The organism is Candidatus Limimorpha sp. (assembly GCF_056203535.1).
This window is the reverse complement of sequence record NZ_JBADWU010000063.1, coordinates 13196-36511: the sequence shown is the minus strand read 5'-3', so window position 1 is coordinate 36511 and position 23316 is coordinate 13196. Positions and strand designations below refer to the sequence as shown.

Genomic DNA, 23316 nt, shown 5'->3' with positions numbered 1-23316 from the left:
CACCATGAGCATGACACCATTTGAAGAAGAAGTAAAAAGAACCGTCGAAGCCCTGCAAGCAGGGAAAACCATCCTCTACCCTACCGACACCATTTGGGGCATAGGTTGCGATGCCACCAACAGCAAGGCTTGCGACAAAGTGTATGAAGCCAAGAAAAGACCCGCCAACAAAAGTCTTATCATTCTAGTTGACAGTGCCGACCGGCTCAAGGATTATGTCGTTGATGTGCCAGCCATAGCCTACGATTTAATTGAGCACTCCACCAGTCCGTTGAGCATCATTTACGATGAAGGCAAAAACCTTGCGAAAAACGTCTCGGCAGACAAATCTGTATGCATCCGCGTGGTCGAAAACGACTTTTGCAAGGAAGTCATCCGTCAGTTGGGCAAGCCCATCACCTCGACATCGGCCAACCTTTCGGGTCAGCCGTCAGCATTGACATTCAACGACATAACCGAAGAAGTGAAGCAATCCGTCGATTACACCGTGCAACTCTATCACGATGTTTTCGGCAAACCCAAAAGTTCAACCATCATCAAATTGAACAAAGACAACACTTTCGACATTATCAGAAGATAAACATGCATAAAACGACAAACCATACCATCAGACTTCTTACCCTATCGGCATTGGGACTTCTTTTCATGGTTTCCTGCCTCAACGTCAATGTTGAGCCGTTGCAAGAAAGCACCGCCTTGAAAGCCGATGAAAGACTCATGCAAAAAGCCGATTCCGGCGATGTGAAAGCTCAAAACGAGTTGGGACAGTTTTATGCCGAAAAAGGATACTTCATCGAAGCGACAAAATGGTACAGGAAAGCAGCCAATCAAGGGGATGCCGAAGCCCAATTCAATATGGCCTTAGCCTTTTACAATGGTTCTGGCGTGGTCTTCAACGAAGACAGTGCCTTTTTCTATCAACTGAAAGCAGCGGAACAAGGTTATGCCAATGCCCAAATTGAAATAGGTGCCTGCTATGAAAACGGAAAACATGTAGATAAAGACATGGCGAAGGCAATCTATTGGTACGAAAAGGCAGCGGAGCAAAACATACCTATGGCACAATACCAGTTAAGCTATCTATATTACAAAGGTGAAGGCGTTGGGCAAGATATCGAAAAATCGTTGCATTATCTTCGCGAAGCCGCCAATTACGGATTGCCCATTGCACAATACAACTTGGGGCTGCTCTATCGCGACGGCGACCTTGTGAAACGCGACCAAAACCAATATGTCCTTTGGGTGAAAAAAGCCGCAGAACAAGGTTATGCCAATGCTCAGATGGAAATGGCATATATTTACGACAAAGGCATTGTCGTTGATGAAAACAAAGACAAATCCAAGGAGATGTATGCCCAAGCCGTCGTCCCCAATCAAAACCAATACGACAAATTCATTTTAGCCTTATCTCCAGACTTGCAGAAACAGGAAAAAAGCAAAAAAAACATCCGTATAGAGCCAATGAAAGCCGATGAAATAAAGACAGAAGCCGACCAGCTTTATCAGGAAGGTTTCAAGCTCATGTTCGGAAACTATGGCGACTTGAACGTCTATACACAAGCCATCAACTATCTGACCCAAGCTGCAATTGGCGGCAAAAAAGAAGCCAAAGCTCTGTTAGCCTATTGCCTTGCAACAGGAAACGGCATCGACCCAAGCCCCGATGCTGCACCGCTTTTATACGTCGGGAAAGGAACCATAAAATGGAAAGGACTCGACGGCGTATATACCATCAATTTTGAGATTTTCTACGACGGTACTTTCACAAAAGACATGGAATATCAAAGATAATAAAAACTAAACAAAATGAATATCAAGACTTTATTTATCAGCATTTTGCTTCTGGCATCATTGTTTTCCACAGCACAAAACCAAAAGCCAAGCAAGGCACAGCTGAATGCACAGAAATTCGCCACCACGATGTATCTCATCGAGAATTATTACGTCGACACGACCAATTCCGACAAGGTCGTTGAAGATGCCATCATCGCGACGCTCAAGGAGTTAGACCCACATTCGGCCTACATTTCAAAGAAAGATGTCGAGAAAGCCAACGAGCCTTTGGTGGGCAGTTTCGAAGGCATCGGCGTCACCTTCCAACTCATCCGCGACACCATCACCGTCATCAGCCCGACGGCTGGCGGGCCTTCCGAAAAAGTAGGCATCATGCCTGGCGACCAGTTCATCAAGATTGACGGCGAAGATGCCTTCGGGAAAAAGGTTGATAACGAATACGTTCAGAAGCATTTGCGCGGCAAGAAAGGCACCAAAGTCGTTCTCAGCGTAAAGCGCGGCAACGACCCCGAACTCATGGATTTTGAAATCATCCGCGACAAGATTCCGTTGAACAGCATCAACGCCTCGTTCATGATCAACGATGAAATCGGTTACATCAAACTCGACCGCTTTGCCCAGGAATCGACCGACGAATTCAAGAAAGCTTTCGCCAAGCTCAACGAGCAAGGCATGAAATCGTTGATTTTCGACTTGCGCGGCAACACGGGAGGTTATCTGAACACCGCCATCGAATTGGTCGACCAATTCCTGACCGAAAACAAACTCATCGTCTTCCAGGAAGGCCTTCACCAGCCACGCCAGGAATGGCAAAGCACCAAAGACGGACTTTACACCCAAGGCAAACTGGTTGTCCTCATCGACGAAGGTTCGGCTTCGGCCAGCGAAATCCTTTCGGGCGCCATTCAGGACCACGACCGCGGCGTTGTCGTTGGCCGGCGTTCATTCGGCAAAGGTTTGGTGCAAAGACCTTTCAATCTGCCCGACGGTGCCGTAATCCGTTTGACGACAGCACGTTACCACACACCGACTGGCCGTTGCATCCAGCGTCCATACGAAAAAGGAGTTGAAGACTATTATAAAGAAATGACCAAACGCCTTGAAAACGGCGAATATTTCCATGCCGACAGCATTCATTTTCCTGATTCACTGAAATATAAGACCGACGGCGGACGCATCGTTTACGGCGGTGGCGGCATCATGCCTGACATTTTCATTCCGATAGACACCTCTTTTAATAGTAAGCTTTATACAAACTTAGTCAGAAAAGGCGCACTCAACCGCTTCACGACCGATTACGCACTGCAGCACAGAGACGAAATGCTGAAGAAATACGCCGATTTCGCCCAATTCAACAAGGAATTCACCGTTGGCGACGACCTTATTGCCGGACTGAAAAAAGCAGGCGAAGACAACAAGGTGGAATGGAACGAAGAGGAATTTGCACGCTCCGAAAAGTTCATCCGACTGCAAGTGAAGGCTCTCATCGCCCGCAATGTCTACGAAATGCAGCAATACTACGAAGTGATGCTTGCCGAAGACAACGGCATTCAGAAAGCCATTGAGGTTTTGTCGAACGAGAAGGAATATAAGCGGATTTTGAAGTAAGTTTTTGCTTTTGGCTATTAGCTTTTAGCCAGTGGCTTATCAAATCATCAAGCAACGATTAATCACTTTTCCCTAATGGGTTGTGAGCCTGATACCAATCGCCAAAAGCCATTTAAATTAGAGATAACATTTTGATTTATTGCATTTTAACACATAGAGACGTATGATTATGCGTCTCTATGTGTTATTTATTCATCATACACAATCATTTGATTTCCATAATTTTACAAAAAAGTCCCTTGAAAAAGTTGCGAACTTGCATAAAAAGTACCTTGAAAAAGTTGTGCAAACATGCAAAAAGTCCCTTGAAAAAGTTTATCTTTGCAGCGGAAAGTCGTTTGAAAAAGTTTAGAAATGTTAAATAGAAAGATTGAATATCAGTTACTTGAATGGAAAGAAAGTAAAAACAAGATGCCGCTGGTAATTAAAGGAGTCAGACAATGTGGCAAAACCTACATTGTCCAGAAGTTTGCGAAAGAGCATTACAAGCATGTCGTATACCTGAATTTTGCAAAAAAGCCGACCTTGTCAACTGCATTTGAAAACTCCTTGGATGTGGACGACATCATCATCAACTTGACAACTTTAGTGAAAGGAGCTGTTTTCGAACCCAATAAGACTTGCCTTATTTTTGACGAAATTCAGGACTGCCCGCAAGCAAGAACCTCCTTGAAATTCTTCAAAATGGATGGCCGTTTCGATGTCATCAGCACCGGTTCGCTGCTTGGCGTAAAAGGTTATGGCATAAAGAAAGCAAACGGCGAAAAAGAAGTGCCGCGCTCCGTACCCGTAGGATACGAACACATTATCGAAATGTATCCGCTTGATTATGAAGAATTTTTGTGGGCCAACGGCATAACGCAACCTGTCATTGACAAAATCAGTAAATGTATGGAAGATGAAGTTCCTGTTCCTTTGGCCATTCATAACCGTTTGCACGAATTGTTGCTGCAGTATGTCATCGTTGGCGGAATGCCCGAAGCCGTCAATGCATTCATTGAGACGCACAACATGGAAACCGTGAAAAAAATCCAGAAAAACATTGTCGACGAATATCAGGATGATATGGTGAAGTACGCTTCCGACTCCGACAAACCTTGTATCCGCGAGTGTTTTGAAAGCATTCCCGCACAATTGGCAAAGGAAAACAAGAAATTCCAATATTCACTCATCAAGAAAGGTTCAACGGCGGCAAAATATGCAGGTTCGCTGCAATGGATTGAGGATGCCGGTATCATTGCTCGCTGCTACAACCTATCAATCACGGAATTACCATTAGATGGAAACGCAATAAAAGACATCTTCAAAATCTATATGGCCGACACAGGACTTTTCGTCTCGATGCTGGAAGACGGAACACAATTTGACATCCTGCAAGGCAACTTGTTTGGCTACAAAGGAGCCATCTTCGAGAATCTCATTGCCGACATTTTCAACAAAATGGGACGAAAACTTTACTATTATCACAAGGATTCCGGTCTTGAAATTGATTTCGTCATGCGCTACAAAGGCAAATGTACGCTTTTGGAAGTGAAAGCCAGCACAGGCAACACAAAAAGCGCCAAAACCATTCTGGCACATCCCGAAAAATATCACGTTGATTCAGTTATCAAGCTCGGCAACTACAACATAGGCCGCGAAGGTGCTGTGCTGACACTACCTCTTTACATGGCATTTTTGCTAAAACAAGTCTAAAAAAAACAGCAACAAACTCTTTATTTGGCTTTTGGATTTCAAAAATCATTATTTTTGCCTCCAAATCATTACAAACTAAATCCTTACAAAAATGAAAAAATCCATACTCTTTCTGATTTGCGCATTTGCTTTCAGTGCAATGCAGGCACAATGGGTCGACGACCCTACAGCCAACACCAGATTAGCCACTGCATCCGACGATGCCGGCGAAATTTACATTGCCACCCACGAGGCTTCAGGCAACACCTATATCCAATGGAGCGACATGGCCTCCAACGGTTGGGGTGTCAATCTGCAGCGCTTCGATGTGAACGGCGTCCCGCAATGGGGCGACGCTGGCCTTCACGTCGGCAGCCACCAGTTTTCCTCTTATTCGGAAGGCTATGCCATGGATGCCACATCCGACAATGGCGTGGTGACTTGCTTTGCCAACTATGAAGGCGAATGCATTGCCATGAAATTCGACAAAGACGGCAACGCCGTTTGGGGCGAGCAAGGCATTTCGGTCATCGATTTTCCTGCCGGAAGCTACGGCTGCTCGAGAGTGGAACTCCAAGCCGGCAACGATGGCGGCGTTTGGGTCTTGGTCTCCGACACCCAAGACTTATACTTGCGCTACATCAATGCCGATGGCACACTCAACCCCACCGCCACCATCTCTGACTCAGGCGTGAGATGCCTGTTTGCTCTCCTGACCCCTGGTCCCGACGGTGTCGTCTTCGTAACCTACGAAAAAATAGGTTCGGGAATGTGGTATGTTGACAAACAAATCTGGGTAGCCGGCTACGCTACTGATGGCGGCCTCGCCACACCTCCAGCCCAACTCATGGCTTCACAAGTTTTCGGTTCCACCTACATTCACTATGAAATCTCCGATGGAATGGGCGGCGGTTATGCCTACATCTTCCACTCAGGCATCGCCGAAGCGTTCAACACCTACGTCTTCCACTTCGACGCCAACGGTGTTTCGACCATCAGCAACCCGAATGGCGCCATGGTTCACACCACCGACCCAGCCAACTTCTACGGTAATCCTTACGCTACGGTCGATCCAGTGTCGCACGACATCATTCTGGTTTACCGCCAAACCGATTCTTATGCACAATCCGAATCAAGACTTTACATGAACCGCATCACCCCGACGGGCGAAGTGCTTTGGGGCGAAGGCATTCTCATTGCCGACGACAACGGCTATGAATACACTGACGCAAAAATCGATGCTTATCCTGATGGCAGCGGTTTCATGGTTTCCTACATGAACGGCCCATACGGCGGCACACCAATTGAAGCCCTCGGTTTCGACATGGACGGCAACCAGGCTTGGCGCACACATATCAACACCATCCAAGATGCAAAGACCGGCGCCGAAAACAGCAGCGGTTTCCACAACGGACAGAACATCCTTGTCTGGACCAATCAGGATGATGGCAATATTTACGGTCAGAACATCGACACAAAAGGTACCTTGGGACCTATCGCACCTGCAACCTGCTACCCTCCCACTAACCTTGAAGGCGAATATTTCTGGAACGAGGAAAACGGAGCTTTCGGCACCATGATTTCGTGGGAAACTCCTGAAACACAACCTCTCTCCTACAATCTTTACAGAATCGAAGACGAGGCCGTCATCAATATCGACGGAAACTTGACAAGTTATTTCGATGAAGTGCCTATGGGCGACCACACCTACCGCCTGACCGCCGTCTACGAAGATTGCGAATCCGAATACGCCCTCACGCCCGATGGTGCCGACCACATTACCGTTACCGTCACCGCAGTTAATGAAAACGCAATGTCGGCCAGCATCTTCCAAAACGGCAACAGCCTCATCGTGAACGCTGATAACCTCAGCCAAGTGGAAATCATCAGCATCATCGGACAAAGCATCAAGACCGTGGAAGCCAACGGCAACGCTACCGAAATCAATATCAGCGGCATGACCAAAGGCCTTTACATCGTTAGAATGAATGATGCTAACGGCAATGTCACGGTGAAGAAGACTGTGATTAGATAATCTCTGTAGAGACGCGATTCATCGCGTCTAAATTTCGATGGGTTTGAGACGCGATTCATCGCGTCTCTACAACAAAAAAAACCGTCATTCAGGCATTGGCTTGGGTGGCGGTTTCCTTTTTGGGAAATAATGTAAATTTCAAAAATCGCGTCCCTTTCCCAAATATTTCCTACTTTTGTCAACTTTAAAATCAATCATAACCCGCTAACATTTATTTTATGAAAAAGACAAGCATCATCCTCAGCCTAATCCTCTCATTAGGAATGTTATTCAGCGCACAGGCGCAAAACCGCATCAATCTGAATGGTGCCAAATCCGTGCAGCAATGCGATAACGCGACCGAAAAAGGTTTCACCGCCACTTTCTCTTTCGGCAGCATCGAAGCCAACGCTGTCAATACCGAAAAAGGCGTTTTTTCGGAAATCACCATGAGCAACACCTTCAACTACGGCAAGACGGGCGAGCCGTCTTTGCCTGCTGTGCATCAGCTTGTCGCCGTTCCTTTTGGCGCAAAGAATGTCAGCGTTGAAGTGAAGAATTACAGTACAACCATTTACAAATTATCCGATTACGGCATCAAGGTCATCGCACCGCAGCAGCTTTCGGTCAGGAAAGACCAGAAGGAAGTGCCTTTCCATTATAATGCCGAGGCCTACGCCACAAGAGGTTTTGCCGAGCGACCTTTGGCCGAAATCGAACTGCAAGGCACGCTGCGCGGCATTCAAGTCGCTTCGCTGGTCATCAATCCCGTGCAATACGATGCCGTCAGCAATTCATTGAAGGTCTTCAACGATATTGAAGTTGAAGTCAATTACGGCGAATACGACCAAGCGGCTGCCTACGATGAATTTGCACGGACGGCAAGCGTGTATTTCGCGCCGATTTACCGTCAGATGTTCAACTGGCGCAACGATGTGTATGAGCAGCATCCCGACCTTTGGCAGGCACCTGTCAAGATGCTGGTCATCGCCGACCGCATGTTTGAAAACGCCATTCAGGATTGGGTGGACTGGAAAATCAAGAAAGGATTCTATATGGATGTGAACTACACCGACCAAATCGGCACAACAAACTCAGCCATCAAGTCGTTCATTCAAACGAAATATTACCAAACCGCACCAACTTTCCTTGTCATCATTGGCGACAAGGACCAGATTCCTGCCAGTGCCATTGGCAGCGCAACAAGTTGCGTAACAGACCTTTATTATCAAGTTATCGACAACGACTATTACCCCGACATGCTCCACAGCCGTATGCCAGTCGAAAACGTCGAGCAACTCAACAACCTCTTGGAAAAGAGCCTGCAATACGAACAGTTCACCATGCCCGACCCAAGTTATTTGGACAACGTCCTGCTCATTGCCGGATGGGACGAAGCCTGGAATCCGAAGGCTGGCGTTCCGACCATACAATATGCCGTCAACAATTATTACAATGCCGAACACGGTTTCGCCAATGTCTACGATTATTACAATCCAAACGATTATGCCGGCTGCTACAACAATTTGAACACCGGCGTCGGCTTTGTCAACTACACCGCCCACGGCGCCAACGACCATTGGGAAGATCCGCTTTTCGAAGTCAACGATGTCAACAACCTGACGAATACCGATAAGTATTTCCTTGCCATGGGCAACTGCTGCCTAGCCGCCGACTGGGGCATCTCAGGAACCTGCTTCGGTGAAGCCATGGTCCGCGCTCCACGCAAAGGCGCCTTTGCCTACATAGGAAGCTGTCCTTCAACCTATTGGTACGAAGACTATTACTTTGGTGTAGGTGCGACGAATGTCTTCTACAAAATGCCAGCCAAAGCCGAAACTACCACTGGCGTTTACGATGGCGTTTGGATGGATGACAGCTACAACACCGTTCAGTCGATGGTGTTTTTGGGCAACCTGGCCGTCACATACGCACACGTCAACAGCGGTTATACCGTATCTTCAAACTCCTCCCCACTCTATTACTGGCAATGCTACCACACCCTCGGCGACGGTTCCATCATGCCTTATCATGTGAGACCTGCTGAGAATCAAGTCTTTCATGCGGCTATTGTCCCGATTGGAGCCACCACCTACGAAGTCAGTGCCGACCCAGGTTCGTATGTTGCACTCACAAAAGAAGGCACCATTTTAGGCACAGGTCTGGTTGACGAAACCGGCACGCTTGTCTTCGACATCGAGCCTGTCACCACAAGCGGCAACATTACCCTTTGCGTGACACACCCGCAGCGTGTCCCTTATCTTGAAGAGATTCCTGCCGCCCAAATCAACGGTCCTTTCGTCACCATCGAAAGCTACACGCCAAGCGAAGCACACATCGGCGCAGAAAACGCTTTGGCCATCACCTTCAAAAACAACGGAACGACAGCAACCAACGGAACTACAACGGTTTCATTGACTTGCGACGACCCGAACATCACCATCATCAATGGCTCGGCAAGTTTCAACGCCTTGGCACAAAACGCGACAATAGAACTGAACGGTTTCAGTTACCGCATCAACGAAAATGTGACCGATGAAACCCGTTTCCATCTCACGACGACTGCAACTTGTGGCTCTGAGACTTGGGAAGGCGTGGTCAACATCACGGCCAACAAAGCCGTCATGGAATTTGCCGAGGCACAATGTCCTGGCGAATTTGTACCGGGTGAAACCCTGCAAATTGCAGCCTCATTTGAAAACGTAGGCCATCATGTCGCCACAAATGCAAACATCAGCATTTCATCGACAAGCCAATATGTCACCTTCGGTGAAGAAAACATTGCCGTTGGCAGCATTGCGCCGAGCGGTATCGTCACTGCCGTTTTCGATGTCACCATTGCTTCAAACTGCCCAGAATCGGAACTGATTCCGCTCACATTCAGCCTTATGGCCGATGGCAACACCATAGCCGAAGGCACGGCCACGCTGCAAAACACTTGCCTCGTCATTTTCGAACTCGCCGACAAATGGAGCGATGGCTGGGACAACTCAAGGCTTCATGTGGTTTACAGCGACGGCACACCTGCCGAAGATATGTATGTGGGCAGCCAGCAAGCCTATGCCACTTACGAACGCAGGCTCCACCACGGCTCGCACGTTACCCTCACCTGGCAGAGCGGCAGCAACTGGGACAGCGAATGTTCCTACACCGTCAGTTACGAAGACGGTACCGTCATTCTCAGCAAAGGCCCACAAGGCGGAAGTTTCGATGTAAGTTGCGGATACGATGAGACTTACAATCCTGTTTCAGACCTCGACATCTCGGTCAACGGCTACGATGTCACCCTTTCATGGACGGCTCCTGCGGGTGCCTACCGCTACCGCATTGCCCGCAACGGCATCACTTTGGGCGAGACAAGTGCCACGAATTACACCGACCAACTTCATGACGACATGACTTACACCTACAGCGTCACGGCCATCTATTCCGGCGGCGAATCCATGCCGGAAAACCTGTTGGTCGAATTCGACTGGGCCGTCAATGAAACGGAAAACAATTTCAGCATTTATCCAAATCCTGCCGATGACGTGATTTACATCAATGGCGGCAATGCCGAATTCAATTATTCCATTTTCAACAGCATCGGCCAGCAAGTCACCTGCGGCTCGGCAAAAGGCTCACAGAGAATTGATGTCAGCAGTTTGGCAAAAGGCCTGTATATCATGAAGATTTACAACAATGGCAATGTGACGACACGAAAGATTGCCGTCAGGTAATACTGATAAAGACGCGAAGAATCGCGTCTCTACATAAAAACCGTCATTCAGGCATGGCTTGGGTGACGGTTTTACGAAAAAAACGTCACGATTTTCAAATCAAACAGGGCTTTATCCTACACCAACAAATCGGGGATAGACTACTTTTTTAAAGAAAAAATATCGGGGACAGACTATTATTTCAAATAAAACAAATCGGGTATAGACTATAATTTTGAATAAAAAATATTGGGGATAGAAGTATTTTACATATTTTTGCAGCGGATTTTCAATAATTTAACATGACAGAAATAGTTTTCAAGCGCAAGGCATACGACCAGATGCTTTTGTGGAAAGAGAAAAGTCAAGGGAAATCAGCCCTTTTGATTGAAGGAGCACGCCGAATCGGCAAGTCGACAATTGCCAAGCAATTTGCCAAAAACGAATACCGTTCCTATCTTCTCCTTGACTTCAACAAAGTGCCGCAAAAGGTAAAGGACTTGTTTGAGGATTTGGAGGATTTGGATTTCATTTTCCTTTTCCTACAATCGAATTATCGCGTAAAACTATATGAACGCCAGTCGGCTATCATCTTCGACGAAGTACAGAAATGTCCTTTAGCCCGCCAAGCCATAAAATATCTGGTGGCTGATGGGCGCTATGATTACATCGAGACAGGTTCGCTAATCAGCATCCGAAAAAACGTTCAAGACATTACCATTCCAAGCGAAGAATACTGTCTGCCGATGTATCCTATGGACTATGAAGAATTCCGCTGGGCGTTGGGCGACACCGTTACCATGCCTTTGCTGAAGACTTTCCTTGAAAAGAAAATGAGCCTGAAAGCCGCACATCAGCTTAAGCAACGCGAACTTCGCTTGTACATGCTGGTGGGTGGTATGCCTCAGGCCGTCAGCTCCTACCTTGAGACGAACAATTTGAGCGAAGTCGATTTGGTGAAACGTAGCATTGTAAAACTTTATGCCGACGACTTTGTCAAAATCGACCCGACAGGAAAAATCGCCAAACTTTTCATGTCTATTCCATCGCAATTGAGCAAGAACATTGCCCGTTTTCAGCCCACGAAGGTTGTCGGAAACATCAATGCCGAAAGGCTTGGAGAAATGATTTTTGCCTTGGAAGACAGCAAGGTTGTGAATGTGGCTTATCATGCCGATGACCCGAATGTCGGCATGTCGTTGACCAAGGACTTGTCGCGCTACAAACTGTTTCTCAGCGACACCGGCCTGTTTGTCACCTTGGCGTTTTGGGACAAATCGTTTACTGAAAACATCATCTATGAAAAGCTATTGAGCGACAAGTTGCCGGCCAATTTGGGTTATGTGTATGAAAATCTCGTGGCCCAAATGCTTAAGGCAGCAGGAAACGAACTGTTTTTCTACACTTTCCCGAAAGACGAAAAACACAATTACGAAGTCGATTTCCTGCTTACGAAGGGCAGCAAGATTTGCCCGATTGAAGTGAAATCATCGGGATATAACGCCCATGTTTCGTTAGACGCCTTTTGCAAGAAATACGCATCGCGCGTTTCGTCACGCTATCTGATTTACACGAAAGACCTAATGAAAGACAGCGAGACGCTTTGCGTTCCTGCTTACATGACAGGCTTGCTGTGAACACCGATTTGCTTTAAGATGCGGCAAGGCGAAACCCAACGGACGATTGGATATGCGACTCATCGCGTCTGCCAAAAACGTAATTGTTGAAGACGCGATATCGCGTCTCTACGGGCAAAACCGCCATTCATGGGTGGCGGTTTTTTATTTTTCGTATAAATATGGTAATTAATGCAATTAATCTTCCACTGCGCCCGAAAAAATCCCTATCTTTGCGGACTTTATAGAGCAATCGCAAATTATATCAAAACAAACACAATAATCATTAAACGTTTAATCAATGAAAAAAGTTAGCTTTATCTTGACAGTCATCCTCTCTGTAGGAATGCTGTTCGGCTCACAAGCCAAGGCCCAAGGCCGCATCGACTTGAACGGAGCCAAGTCGGCACAAACCTGTGTCAACAACGACAAGCAAGGATTCTCTGCCACCTTCTCATTCGGCAGCATTGAATCAATCAACGTCAACACCGTCAAAGGCGAATTCTCAAGCATTTTGATGGACAACACCTATCAAAGCGGTTCCATCGGAACACCTTCATTGCCAGCAGCCAACAAGCTGATTGCCATTCCTTTTGGCGCTACCGATGTCACCGTTGAAGTGAAGAGTTACACGACAACCGTTTACAACCTTGCCGACTACGGCATCAAGACCCTCGTTCCTCAGCAGCCAGCCCTCCGCAAGGACCAGAAGCCTGAAGACATTCCTTTCGCCTACGACGAAAAGGCTTACCAGACCCGTGGCTATCAGGAACTTCCTATCGCTGACTTCAGAACCCTTGGCACCTTGCGTGGCATCCAGGTCGGTTCATTGAGCATCAACCCTGTGGCTTACGATGTTGTCAACAACACCATTAAGGTTTACAACGACATCGAAGTTGAAGTGAGCTATGGCCGTTACGACGAAACCGCTGCCTACAGCGAATTCGAAAGAACCTTCAGCCCATACTTCGCCAACATCTACCGTCAGATGTTCAACTGGCGCGATGACATTTACGACCAGCACCCAGACCTCTGGCAGTCACCTGCCAAGATGCTGGTCATCACCGAGCGCACATTCGACAAGACCATCGAAGATTGGGTTGCTTGGAAGACCATCAAAGGTTTCTACATGGATGTGAACTACACCGATGAAATCGGCACTTCAGCCTCCGCCATCAAGTCGTTCATTCAGCAGAAATATGCTGAAACAGCACCTACCTTCCTCGTCATCATTGGCGACAAGAACCAAGTTGCAGCCAGTGCCACCGGTAGCGAGACCCACTGTGTGACCGACCTTTACTACATGAGCACCGATGGCGACGAATTCCCGGAAATGTTCCACAGCCGTATGCCTGTCGAGACCGTCGCTCAATTGGAAGCCGTCCTCGAAAAGTCTCTTGAATACGAACAGTACACCATGCCAGACCCAAGCTACCTCAACAACGTGTTGCTCATCGCCGGTGATGACAATGGTTGGGGTATCACCGTAGGCCGTCCTGCCATTTGGTATGCTTCGAACTACTACTACAACACCGATCATGGTTTTGAAAACGTTTACGAATACAGCCATGGCCAGTGGAGCGGCTGCTACAGCCACCTGAACACCGGCGTTGGTTTCGCTAATTATACCGCTCACGGTTCAAACACCAGCTGGGCTGGCCCACAATTCACCGTCAGCGATGTCAACAACTTGACCAACGAACACAAGTACTTCCTCGCCATGGGTAACTGCTGCGAAGCTGCCGACTGGGGTATCTCTGGTGCTTGCTTCGGTGAAGCCATGATCCGCGCCGAAAAGAAAGCCGCTTACGCTTACATCGGTTCATGCCCTTCAACCTACTGGCTCAACGACTATTACTTCGCAGTTGGTGCTACAAGCCGTGCCGACGGTACCATGCCAACCTACGAAGAAACCACTATGGGTTGCTACGATGCCATTTGGGATGATAACGCTTACAACACCGTTTCAGCTATCCCATTCATCGGCAACTTGGCCAGCAATGCTGCTGATGCCAACGGCAACACCTTGCACTGCAGCACCCTTTACTGCTGGCAGGCCTACCACGCCCTCGGCGATGGTTCCATCATGCCTTTCCGCGTTCAACCTACCGAAAACAACATCTCACACATGGCCATCGTTCCGATTGGCATGAGCACTTACGAAGTCAGTGCTGAACCTGGTTCATACGTTGCCCTCTCAAAGGATGGCGTTCTCCACGGCGCAGGCATGGTTGGTGAAACCGGCACACTCGAACTCGAAATCGAGCCTATCACCTCTGGCGGCGAATGCATCCTCTGCGTGACCAGCCCTCGTTTCATCCCTTCAGTCGAAGAAATCCCGGCAGCCGCTTTGGAAGGCGCTTACATTTCAGTTGCAGAATACACTCCAGCCAATGCTCACGTCGGTGACGAAAGCAACCTCGCCATCACCTTCAAAAACGTCGGTGCTGACCCAACAACCGGCACAACGACCGTTACCTTGAGCTGCGACGATCCTAACGTCACCATCACCAACGGCACCGCTACATTCGGCGTTCTCGCTCCTGAAGCTACTGCCGAACTGACTGGCTTCCGTTATCAGATTGCCCAAGGCGTTGCCGATGGCACCAGCTTCCGCATCAACACCACCGCTACCTGCGGTTCCAACACATGGGAAGGCAAAGTGACCATCACTGCTGGTGAAGCCGTTTTGAACTTCGTTGATTACAACTATCCAGGCGGTTTTGTTCCTGGCGAAGATGTTACAGTTTCTGTCAACTTTAAGAATACCGGTCACTATATGGCTACCAATGCTATCGCTTCGATTGCTTCGACAAGCCAATATGTCACCATTGATGTTCCTACAACAGAACTCGGCACAATCGACCCAGCAGGCACAGCTACCGCCGTGTTCCATGTCAATGTGGCTGCCAACTGTCCTGAAACCGAACAACTGCCTCTCACCTTCAGCATGGTTGCCGACGGTGGTCTTACAGCTGAAGGCACTGGCGTTTTGAAGAATGCTTGCTTTGTCATCTTCGAACTTGCCGACAGTTGGGGTGATGGCTGGAATTATGCCAAACTCCATGTGGTTTACAGCGACGACACACCTGACGAAGACATGACCGTCAGCAGCGGCTACAACGAGACCTATACCCGCGAAATCGGCAACGGCGTTCATGTCACCGTGACTTTCGTTTCCGGCCAATATGACTCCGAATGTTCCTACAGCGTCAAGTATGAAGATGGCACCATCATCTACCAAGGCGGACACGGCAACTGCGACTTCGACGTCAACTGCGCCGGTTCAGGTCCAAGCAGCGAACTTAACCCTGTCAGCAACCTCAACGCTTCTGTTGAAGGCCTCAACGTCACCCTGACCTGGACTGCTCCACAAGGTGCTACCAACTATACAATCGCTCGTAATGGCATCAACATCGGTGAAACAACAGAAACCACCTTCACTGATGAAATTCCTGGCGAACTCACCTACACCTACAGCGTTACAGCTGTCTATGCTGACGGTGTTTCAGCTCCTGAAACCATCATGGTCACCATCGACCTGAATGTCAACGAAAACGAAGCTGAATTCAGCATCTATCCTAACCCTGTCAACAACATGCTTTACATCAACGGCGGCAATGCCGAATACAGCTATGTGATGTTCAACGGCATGGGTCAGCAGGTTGCTAACGGCACCGCTCAAGGCGCACAGCAAATCAACGTCAGCGGCATGGCCAAGGGCATCTACTTCATCCGCCTCACCGCAGGTTCGAAGACCAGCGTTGAAAAGGTTGTGGTTGAATAACGAATAATAACCGATTCGGGAGGCGGCAAACACTGCCTCCCTTTCTTTTAATGTTTATACAATGAAAAAAACTTTCCTAACTCTCATGCTTGCCGCAATGTCATTCGTGACATTCGGACAAAGATGGACTGCACTGAGCAGCAATACGCCCGCCCAGCCGCAAGTCAAACTGATTTCGAGCAGCGAGGAACAGATTGTTGTCAACTTCTCATTGGGAGGCTTCAACACCACAAGAGTTGAAACCCCTAATGGAACCCAGAACATCATTTCCGTTCCGAAGATGGCTCCTACGCTGATTGCCGGAGCACCCGACCTGCCGCACTTCCCAATCCCTACACTCATCGGCGACATGGCCGAAATGGGTGTCAAGGTTACTGATGCACAATTCACCGATTTCAACATTGAAGTCGCTCCTTCAAAAGGCAACATCAGCCGTCAGATTGACCCTGAAACCGTCGCCTACATCTACGGTGAAATGTACAGTCAGAACGCTTTCTATCCAGCCGAACAGGCTTACTTGGAAGCTCCTTACATCATCCGCGACTTCCGTGGCCAGAACATCATGGTTACGCCTTTCGCCTACAACCCTGTGACAAAAACCTTGCGTGTATTCACCAGCATGACCATCACCATGACCAAGCTGAGCGACAACGGCGAAAACCCGAAACTCGCCCGCAAGTCAAACGCCATCAAGGTCTCTCCTGAAATGAAGAATGCCTACAGCCGCCGTTTCATCAACTTCGGTATGCAGACAGCCAAATACACTTTCACCGAAGACCAAGGCGAAATGCTCGTCATTTGCCCTGAACAGTACATGGAAGCCATGCAGCCATTCGTAGACTGGAAGAACATCTCAGGCCGTCCTACCACAATGGTGAGCGTCGCTGATGCCGGTGGCAACAACGAAAACAACATCAAAGCTTTTATTCAGGATCTTTATGAAAACAAGAATCTTGAATTCATCCTTTTCGTTGGCGATTACGCCGACATCACCCCTCACAACATGAACGGTGGCCGTTCCGACAACTGGTTTGCCATGCTTGAAGGCAACGACTACTATCTTGAAGCCTTCGTTGGCCGTTTCTCGGTTGAAAGCGTCCACGATGTGGAAACCCACGTCAACAAGGTGCTTTACTACGAGCGCGACATGCCAAGTAGTGTCACTTGGGCCGATCACGGCTTGGGCATCGGTGCCATTGGCGCCGGTTATGGTCACTTCGGCGAAGACGACTACCAGCACATCGACCTCATCCGCGACACCCTGCTTCACTACACCTACACAAACGTAACCGACCTTCACCAAGGTGCCGGTGCCAGTGCAAACTCAATCAGTGCCGCTGTCAACGACGGTGTCAGCATCATCAACTACTGCAACCACGGTTCGGAAACAAGCTGGGGCGTAGCCAACTACAGCAACAGCCACGTCAATGCCTTGACCAACGACTACATGTGGCCTATGGTCATTTCAGTAGCATGTCTGAACGGCAAGTTCAACCACAACCAGCCTTGCTTCGGTGAGACATGGCTCCGCGCTACCAACAATCAAGACGAAAGCATTCCTACTGGTGCCGTTGGCGGTATGTTCTCATGGATTTCACAGCCTTGGATTCCTCCACAATACGGTCAAGACGAAATGATCGACATCCTTACCGAATGGCACAGCGCCGATTTGTACAATCACACCATGGGCGGCTGTTTCCTCAATGGCGACGAATACATCCTCGATGCAAGCCCTGAAGACCAAGGCGACACGCACAACACTTGGATTCTGTTCGGCGATCCGTCAATGATGGTCCGCACCACCAACCCGACCGAAATGAATGTGACATTAAGCCCAAGCACCCTGCTGATTGGCATGAGCGAACTCGACATCACTGTTGACGCTGATTATGCTATTGCCACCCTCTCAATGGATGGTGAAGTGCTTGCTTCGACAAAAATCGTTGGTGGCAATGGAACACTTACCTTTGCCCCATTGACCAATGTCGGCAATGCCAACCTCGTCATTCTCGGCTACAACAAGGTGACTTACAATGAGGAAATCGAAATCATTCCTGCTGATGGCGCATTCGTTACCGTTAGCAGCTACATGCCAACCTTCGCAGCTGTCAATCATGAAACCAGCCTGAGCATGAGCTTCAAGAATGTCGGCAGCGACCCGACCACAGGCAACACCGATGTCGTCCTCACCTGCGATGACGAACGTATGCAAATCATCAACGGCACGGCCACTTTGGATGTCATGCAAGGCAATGAAATCGTCGACCTCGAAAACGCTTTCTCATTCATCGTTGCCGAAGGCGTTGAAGACGGCACCAGATTCACCATCGATGTCACTATGACTTGTGGCAACGAAGTGTGGAACGGCAAAGCCATCATCACTGCCGCTCAAGCCATTCTCGAATTCGGTCAGTTCTTTGCTCCTGCCGGTTTTGTTCCTGGCGAAACCGTCACTTTGGCTGCCACATTCAAGAATGTCGGTCACTACATGGCTACCACAGCTTTCGCCACAATTGCTTCAACAAGCGAATACGTGACATTTGAAAATGAAAGCGTTGAAGTCGGCACCATCGAACCAGACGGCACTGCTACCTGCGTTTTCAATGTCACCGTTGATGCTGCTTGCCCTGAAACAGAGCAGCTTCCATTCACATTCAATATGACCGCCGACGGCGAACTTTCAGCTGAAGGCACCGGCACCTTGAAGAATGCCTGCAAGGTACTCTTCGTCCTTAACGACAGCTACGGCGACGGCTGGAGCGGCAACAAGCTCCGCGTCCGCTACAGCGACGGAACTCCAGACGAAGAAATGACACTCAACAGCGGTTCTACCGTAACATTTGAACGAGAAATCGGCAATGGCGTTCACGTCAACGTGACTTTCATTGACGGCGGAAGTTGGAGTTGGTCAGAAGAATGTTCATACGTCATCAAATACGAAGACGGCACAATCATCCACAATGGTCAGCAAGACGACTACGAATTTGACGTCAACTGCGCCGGCGGCCCTATCGGCGAAGACCTCAATCCTGTCGAAAACCTCGTTGCAAACCTTGAAGGCAACGTCGTCACCCTCACTTGGGATGCTCCTGAAAATGCCATCAGCTACAACATCTATCGCAACGGCATTATGATTGCTGAAGAAATCGCTGAAACGACATACCAAGACGAAGTCGATGCTGAAATGACAAACAACTATGGTGTTACAGCCGTTTACGACGAAGGCGAATCACTGCCTGAAAGCGTTTTGGTTGTCATCGACCTCGGCGTTGAAGAAAGCGAAGCCGAATTCAGCATCTATCCTAACCCTGTCAACAACACCTTATATATTAATGGTGGCAATGCCGAATACAGCTATGTGATGTATAACGGCATGGGTCAGCAGGTTGCCAACGGCACCGCACAAGGCGCACAGCAAATCAGCGTCAGCGGCATGGCCAAGGGCATCTACTTCATCCGCCTCACCGCAGGTTCAAAGACCAGCGTTGAAAAGGTTGTGGTTGAATAAGGAATGATAACCGATTCGGGAGACGGCGCATGTCGTCTCCCGTTTTTTTATAAACTAATCTTACAATGAAAAAAACTTTCTTAACACTCATTCTTGCCGTAATGTCATTCGTGACATTCGGACAAAAATGGACTGCACTGAGCAGCGACAAGCCTGTCCAGCCGCAAGTCAAGCTGATTTCGAGCAGCGAGGAACAGATTGTTGTCAACTTCTCATTGGGAGGCTTCAACACCATAAGAGTTGAGACCCCTAACGGAACCCAAAACATCATTTCCGTTCCGAAGATGGCTTCCACGCTGATTGCCGGAGAACCCGACCTGCCGCACTTCCCTATCCCTGTGCTCATCGGCGACATGGCCGAAATGGGCGTCAAGGTATCCAATGCACAATTCACCGATTTCAACATTGAAGTCGCTCCTTCAAAAGGCATCATCAAAGGTGACGTCAACCCTGACGAAGTGCCTTACACCTTCGGTGAAATGTACAGCCAGGACGCTTTCTATCCAACCGGGCAGGCTCACTTGGAAGCTCCTTACATCATCCGCGATTTCCGTGGCCAGAACATCATGGTTACGCCTTTCGCCTACAACCCTGTGACAAAGACCTTACGCGTGTTCACCAGCATGACCATCACCATGACCAAGCTGAGCGACAACGGCGATAACCCGAAACTCGCCCGCAAGTCGAACACCATCAAGGTCAATCCTGAAATGAAGAACACCTACAACCGCCGTTTCATCAACTTCGGGATGCAGACAGCCAAGTATTCTTTCATCGAAGACCAAGGCGAAATGCTCGTCATCTGCCCTGAACAGTATATGGAAGCCATGCAGCCATTCGTTGATTGGAAAAACAAGTCGGGACGTCCCACCACAATGGTCAGCCTTGATGAAGCCGGTGGCAACTACGACAACAACATCAAGGCTTACATCCGTAACTATTATGATGACAGGGACCTTGTGTTTGTCCTGCTCGTTGGCGATTACGACGACATTACCCCTCACATGATAGATTACAATTATTATTCCGACAACTGGTTTGGCCAATTGGAAGGCGACGACTACTACATTGAAGCTTTCGTAGGCCGTTTCTCGGTTGAAAGTGTTGCTGACGTCGAAACCCACGTCAACAAGGTGCTTTATTACGAGCGCGACATGCCTGCAGGTTTGGAATGGTTAGAAAATGGTGTTGGCATCGGCTCGACCGACGGCCAAGGTACCGGCCATTACGGCGAATCCGACTGGCGCCACATCGAGTACATCCGCGATACACTCATGCACTACACCTACTGGAATGTTTCACAACGCTACGAGCATTACGACAACCCGACAGCTGACGACATCTCCAATGACTTCAACAACGGTGCCAGCATCTGCAACTACTGCAACCCTAAGGGCTCTGAAACCGGATGGGGCATTTGCGACTTCAACAACGCACGCGTCAACGCATTGACCAACGACTACATGTGGCCTATGATTATCACCGTTTCCAACTATAGCGGCAATTTTAGCTATGGTGAGCCTTGCTTCGCCGAAACCTGGATGCGTGCCACGAACAGCACCACAAATGCTCCAACCGGTGCCATCGGCGGCATGTTCCCATGGCTGTTTCAGTCATGGAATGTTGCACAATATGGTCAGGACGAGATGAATAACATCCTCTGCGAATACAGAGAATCGGACCACTTCAACCACACCATGGGAAGCTGTTTCCACAATGGTAATGAATACATCCTCGATGCATGCCCTGAAGACAATGGCGAAGTCCACAACACTTGGATTATGTTCGGTGATCCGTCGCTGATGATCCGCACCACCATACCTCAGGATATGAACGTGACATTATACCCAAGCTCACCGATGATTGGCATGGACGAACTTGAAATCACGATTACTGAAGATGACGATTGGTACTTTTATCAGAATTACGCCCTCGCCATTCTCTCAATGGATGGAGAAATAATCGCTACGCAAGAAATCATTGACGGCAACGGAGTCATGCATTTCGACCCATTGACCCATACCGGCACCGCCGAACTCCTCATCATCGGCTTCAACAAGGTGACCTACCAAGCGGAAGTTGAAATCGCTCCTGCCGAAAGCCCTTTCCTTAAGGTAGTCGGCTACACACCGGAAATCGTTCGTGTCAATCAGTTAACCCCTGTGAGCATAAGTTTCAAGAATATTGGCTACAATCCAACGGAAGGCGAAACCCAAATCACCCTTTCCTTCCAAGATGGTGGCTGGAACTTTTTTGAAGTCATCGACAGCACAGCCACTTTGGGCGTCATACAGCCCAACGAGACCATCACCCTCGAAAATGCATTCTCTGTCAAAACCTGGGAGTACGCTGAAGATAGCGAAGCATGGACCGTCAAAGTCAAGATGACCTGTGGCGATAAGGCCTGGCATGGGGAAATCACCTTCACTGCCGGTGAAGCCGCATTCGAATTAATTGGATGCTCTTACCCACAAGGATACATTCCCGGCGCAAATATAACTTTGGCTCCCACATTCAAGAATGTCGGTCATTACAAGGCAACGAATGCCAGCTTATGGGCCTATTCGGAAAGCATACATGCGTTTATTGCAGACGCTCAAGTGGATTTAGGCACCGTTGAGGTCGGAGGCGAAGTAACAGGTGTTTTCACAGCGACTACCCAGCCCAACTTCCCTGATACTGAACCGCTTCCATTCTCATTCATTATGGAATCCGACAACAATGTCCTTGACAGAGGCACTTGCACTGTGAGGAACGCCTGCAATGTTGAATTCATCCTCTACGACCAATACGGAGATGGTTGGAACGGCAACAAACTCCATGTGACCTACAGCGACGGAACACCAGCTGAATACATGACAATCGTCAATGGTTACACCGCGACATTTGTACGCACTATTGGCAAGGGCGTTCACGTCAACGTCTATTTCCATCCAGACACATGGCCATACGAATGTTCATATACCATCAAATATGAAAATGGAGGCATCATCCATCAGGAAGACAACCAGCAGAACTATGAATTTGACGTTGACTGCGCCGGTTCGGCCAACGACCCTTTCAGCCCTGTCACAGATCTTGCAGCTTCTGTTGAAGGCACCAATGTCACTTTGACATGGCATGGCAATTTTGCCTCCCAGAGATATCGCATTGCTCGCTGCGGTATTGTCATAGCCGAAACCGAAGACACCAGCTTCACCGATGAAATTCCTTACGAGCAAACCAACTACAGCGTTACGGCCATTTATTCCAACGGAGAATCACTGCCGGAAAACATTTTGGTTACCGTAGATTTGGATGTCGATGAAAACGAAGCCGAGTTCAGCATCTATCCTAACCCTGTCAACAACACCTTAAATATTAATGGTGGCGATGCCAAATACAGCTATGTGATGTATAACGGCATGGGACAGCAGGTTGCCAACGGAACAGCTCAAGGCGCACAGCAAATCAGCGTCAGCGGCATGGCTAAGGGCATCTACTTCATCCGCCTCACCGCAGGTTCAAAGACCAGCGTTGAAAAGATTGTGGTTGAATAACACGTTTTTCCATACTGAATGAAAAGCCTGCCTTCGGGCGGGCTTTTCTGGTTTTATCATCTTTTTCCATGTCCCTTC

Annotated in this window: 10 protein-coding genes; all 10 read left to right on the top strand. The window is 48.6% G+C overall.

Annotation, left to right across the window (positions count from 1 at the left end; translation table 11 throughout):
* Positions 1-4: 4 nt before the first annotated feature.
* The 10 genes from AC06MN_RS07690 (at position 5) to AC06MN_RS07645 (ending at position 23238) form a co-directional block, all read left to right on the top strand.
* Positions 5-580, top strand: a complete 576-nt coding sequence (locus tag AC06MN_RS07690; RefSeq protein WP_475671776.1) for an L-threonylcarbamoyladenylate synthase — start codon at positions 5-7, stop codon at positions 578-580.
* A 2-nt stretch (positions 581-582) separates the two neighbouring features.
* Positions 583-1791 carry a tetratricopeptide repeat protein gene (locus AC06MN_RS07685; protein ID WP_475671775.1) on the top strand — a complete coding sequence of 403 codons (1209 nt, stop codon included), beginning with the start codon at positions 583-585 and terminating at the stop codon, positions 1789-1791.
* A 15-nt stretch (positions 1792-1806) separates the two neighbouring features.
* Complete coding sequence (locus AC06MN_RS07680; protein ID WP_475671774.1) at positions 1807-3402, top strand: S41 family peptidase; 1596 nt, start codon at positions 1807-1809, stop codon at positions 3400-3402.
* Positions 3403-3756: 354 nt separating this feature from the next.
* Positions 3757-5097 (top strand): ATP-binding protein, encoded by a 1341-nt coding sequence (locus AC06MN_RS07675; protein WP_475671773.1) that lies wholly within the window; start codon positions 3757-3759, stop codon positions 5095-5097.
* Between the two features lie 91 nt (positions 5098-5188).
* A complete protein-coding gene (locus AC06MN_RS07670; protein ID WP_475671772.1) occupies positions 5189-7111 on the top strand; it encodes a T9SS type A sorting domain-containing protein in 1923 nt (640 codons plus the stop codon).
* Positions 7112-7329: 218 nt separating this feature from the next.
* Entirely contained in the window at positions 7330-10809 is a 3480-nt protein-coding gene (locus tag AC06MN_RS07665) for a C25 family cysteine peptidase (RefSeq protein WP_475671771.1), read from the top strand.
* Between the two features lie 281 nt (positions 10810-11090).
* A complete protein-coding gene (locus AC06MN_RS07660) occupies positions 11091-12425 on the top strand; it encodes an ATP-binding protein (RefSeq protein ID WP_475671770.1) in 1335 nt (444 codons plus the stop codon).
* 280 nt (positions 12426-12705) lie between these two features.
* Complete coding sequence (locus AC06MN_RS07655; RefSeq protein ID WP_475671769.1) at positions 12706-16191, top strand: C25 family cysteine peptidase; 3486 nt, start codon at positions 12706-12708, stop codon at positions 16189-16191.
* Between the two features lie 61 nt (positions 16192-16252).
* On the top strand, positions 16253-19699 hold the full coding sequence (locus AC06MN_RS07650) for a C25 family cysteine peptidase (RefSeq protein ID WP_475671768.1): 3447 nt from the start codon (positions 16253-16255) through the stop codon (positions 19697-19699).
* Between the two features lie 65 nt (positions 19700-19764).
* Complete coding sequence (locus AC06MN_RS07645) at positions 19765-23238, top strand: C25 family cysteine peptidase (RefSeq protein ID WP_475671767.1); 3474 nt, start codon at positions 19765-19767, stop codon at positions 23236-23238.
* Positions 23239-23316 lie beyond the last annotated feature (78 nt).